At 36.0% G+C, this 4,027-nt stretch carries 1 protein-coding gene and 1 pseudogene; one reads left to right on the forward strand and one right to left on the reverse strand.

Going from position 1 to position 4,027, the window contains the following annotated elements; all coding sequences use genetic code 11:
• Nucleotides 1-341: 341 nt before the first annotated feature.
• Nucleotides 342-968 carry a FeoA family protein gene (locus F6K22_RS34515; RefSeq protein WP_293108831.1) on the reverse strand — a complete coding sequence of 209 codons (627 nt, stop codon included), beginning with the start codon at nt 966-968 and terminating at the stop codon, nt 342-344.
• 1,144 nt (nt 969-2,112) lie between these two features.
• Between F6K22_RS34515 and F6K22_RS34520 the strand changes: the two are divergent.
• Nucleotides 2,113-3,798 (forward strand): annotated as a pseudogene (locus F6K22_RS34520) (heavy metal translocating P-type ATPase).
• Nucleotides 3,799-4,027: the final 229 nt, after the last annotated feature.

Below are 4,027 nucleotides of genomic sequence, written 5' to 3' on the forward strand. Positions count from 1 at the left end.
TCAAATCCCCTACTTCCGCTCCTGGGAGGGGTTAGGGGTGGGTTAACTTCTGATTTCTGACTTCTGACTTCTGACTTCGTTAAGATATGAGGTCATCAATCTGAAAAGCGCTGTAGAGAAAAATTTAGCCATTAAGTAAAATAATTCCTTGAAATTCCTGTAAAGTTAGAGTTTTAAGTCTATCAAATCTTATTTTTAACTTGCGTGTAGCACTATACCTACGGAATTCCAAAATTTAGCTAGTGCAGAATGGCGGAAATAACTGACCATTTATAAAATCCTAAAAGCCTTACTAATCAATAATGCATGAATTTTTACTTCCGCGTAGCGGCACTAGGCACCTAGACAACCTCAACTATTAAAGCATCTGACTCTTCTTTGCGTAAGCTTAGATGAAAATCTCTGACGAGAATCTCTACTGGGTCTCCCAAAGGTGCTACCCGAACCACCTCAAATTTTACGCCAGGAGTCATCCCCATCGACAACAGTTTTTTCTTATAGCCTCGTTTGACTTCGTTGTAACCCAATACTTTGCCTTCACTTCCCTCTGGCATTTCTCGCAATAATATTGTCTTTGTTTGATTTTTCATGTTTTCTCCTTGAGTTGAAGATTGGTCACTAACTAAAATGTTGTTAGCCATTCCCGAACCCACACCGATCCGGTTATCTTCTATGGCGACTAGAACCGAACCACTAGGTTGAGCGCTGATAATTTGCAATTGAGCCCCTGGAGTTAATCCCATTCCTAAGAGGCGATTAATTCCTCCTTTTCCCTGAAAGCCAACTAACCAAACCTTTTGTCCAACTGTTGTTTGTGATAGGGGATAGGAGTTATTATCCTTAACTTTTGGCCTAACTTCATCCATATCCATTTGACCATCACTTGACTCATTAAAAAAGTCAAATTTCCAATCTATGCGATTAGGAGAGACAATGTTTTCATCAGTGTCATCCACTATCCAATCCATCTCAAGCTCCTTAAATACTAAATTTTTGCAATAACTAATAACTTGAATTTGATTTATTAAAACAATTATTAGTTAGATAGAACCCACATTCCACAGGTTTTGTCTAGAATATAGGGGTTTGAAAAAGTTAATACATTACCAGTAGTGTATCAGTATTACTATTTATACTGACCGTTCTTAGAAACCTACAACTATCTGTAAAAATCTATGATTTTCTGATAGTCTGTTCTATTCCCTATTCCACTGGCAATGTTGACACTCACCAGTTCACAGACTGTCACGGTTGATACGTCCCCAATCCGACGGCTCCCCTAGCCCGCCATAGCTAAATTTAACGCTGCATTCAACTCTCGAATAGATATAGACAACAGTTAAAAACCCTACCCATAGTGGTGTAGAATGTGGGATAGAAAAATTGCTAAAACTTCACATATAGCAATCGTTTATGGTATTTTTTATTCTTTAGATAGCTACAAGATTGACAGAGCAAAGGTTTTCGCAATTTTTATCGCTCTATAACACTCTATAAAGTGATAAGTCTATTAGCAATTAACTAGGGGTAATTGTACTAATTAATTTAACCTGAACCTCAATTAATTAAAACAATTCTTAATAATTAATTGATTTGTTTTTTCATTAATACCTGTCAATTATATTATCATAATTCATTAGAATATTTTCTCTAATTAAGTTAAGAAATGATTAAGAACTAGGCTTGATGAAAATAAACCTATTTCACTATAAACAAAACAGATATTGAAAAAAATCTAGTCGAAACTATAGAATATTTTCTCCGGTTAAGTTAAGAAATGATTAAGAACTAGGCTCGATCAAGATCAACCTATTCCACTATACACAAAACAGATGTTGAAAAAAATCTAGTCGAAACTATCTTGAAACTCCTATGAATCAGAAAAACTTTTCTCTACCTCAATATCTACAACTTGCTCAATATTATCCAGAAGCATTTGCTGCGGGAACCTGTGCTGTACTGATTTTTTTTAGTTGGTTTTGTTTACAAATTAATTGGGTTGGTTTAGCACTATTAATTCTAGCAACAGCTTATGTAATTGGTGGTTATGAAAGTGCTAAAGAAGGTATAACAACTCTCTGGTCAGAAAAAGAATTAGATGTTGATTTATTGATGATTGTTGCTGCTTTGGGAGCTGCTGCTTTAGGTTTATGGCAACAAGAATATCACTTAATAATTGATGGAGCAGTGCTAATTTTAATTTTTGCTATTAGTGGCGCTCTCGAAACTTTTGCTATGGAGCGAACTGAACGTAATATTCAGAAATTAATGGCTATTACTCCTGATACTGCCAGATTAATAGTCGATAATCAAGAAACACAAATTCCGGTTAATCAATTAAAAATGGGAGATGTTGTCTTAGTTAAACCTGGAGAACTTATCCCGACTGATAGTATTATTATTGAAGGCAGTAGTACCATTAATCAAGCTCCAATTACAGGAGAATCTATACCCGTTGATAAGACTGTAGGAGATGAAGTTTTTGCAGGTACATTAAATGGTAATGGTGTTTTAAGACTAGAAGTAAATAAATCTCCAGAAAGTAGTTTAATTCAGCGTGTAATTCGTTTAGTTGAACAAGCCAAAACTGAGACTCCACCCTCTCAGAGATTTGTGGAAAAATTTGAGAAAATTTACGCCAAAGTTATAGTTCTCTCAGGCATATTACTCGCAATTTTACCGCCATTTTTATTAAATTGGAGTTGGGAAACAACAATCTATCGAGCCTTAATCTTTTTAGTAGTTGCTTCTCCTTGTGCTTTAATGGCATCAATTATGCCTACTTTACTATCTGGCATTGCTAATGGAGCTAGACAGGGAATTTTATTTAAAAATGGTGCTCAATTAGAAATGATGGGAGAAGTCAAAGCGATCGCCTTTGACAAAACAGGAACTCTGACTACTGGTAAACTACAAGTTGTTGATATTATCCCCAAAAAAGGTAAGTCAGAAAATGAAGTTTTACAGTTAGCTGCTGCCCTAGAATCTTGTTCTGAACATCCTATTGGAAAAGCTATTACTCAAACAGCAATTACAAAAAATATTCAGTGGCAAGTAGCAACTAATGTCACAGCCAAAACTGGCGAAGGGATTACAGGTATTGTTAATAGTGAAATTATTACAGTAGGCAAAGAAAATTTAATTAAGTTAGAAGTAAATAATTTTAGTTCCTACTTTTTAGATGAAAGTAACCGCCTCCAAAAACAGGGTAAAACAGTTATTTTTGTGGCAAAATAACAAGAAATTATTGGCTTAATATCTGTCGCTGATACTGTCCGTTTAGAAGCTGGCAAAATGATAAATCAACTCAAGTCTATGAAGATAAAATCTATAGCTATGCTGACAGGAGATAATCAACAAACTGCTCATAGTGTTGCTCAAAATCTCGGTATAAATCTAGTCTATTATGAATTATTACCAGAAGATAAATTAACAGTAATTAAGCGCCTGCAACAACAAAATAAAAATGTAGCAATGGTAGGAGATGGTATTAATGATGCTCCCGCTTTATCCCTAGCTACAGTTGGTATTGCTATGGGTAATGCAGGTAGTGATGTTACTTTAGAATCAGCAGATATTGTGTTAATGGCAGACCGCTTAGAAAAATTAGTAGAAGCTATAAATTTAGGTCGTCGCGCTAACCGTATTATCAAACAAAATATTACTTTTGCTATTGGGTTTATTTTCCTATTATTAGTCGCTAACTTTACTGGAAATATCAATATGCCTCTTGGGGTACTCGGTCATGAAGGGTCTACAGTTTTAGTCACATTAAGTGGTTTACGTCTACTAAAATAATAGACATCTCCAGAAAAGAGGGAGTAGGGAGTAGGGAGTAGGGAGTAGGGGGAAAGAATTGACGGTTTGTGCGTATAGGATTGATTTGATTTTTTATTTTTGGAGAGGTCTTACTGCACATGGCTAAGGGCGACGACCCGCGTGCGGTCGGTGATAACCTTTGCCAGAGTGTCGGGTGTCAGCTTTCCGTCGACAAGGGGAAAATCGCGCAGTGTCACACCACGGTCCC

Origin of the sequence: Okeania sp. SIO2F4, from assembly GCF_010672385.1 — a bacterium.
GTDB lineage: Bacteria > Cyanobacteriota > Cyanobacteriia > Cyanobacteriales > Microcoleaceae > Trichodesmium.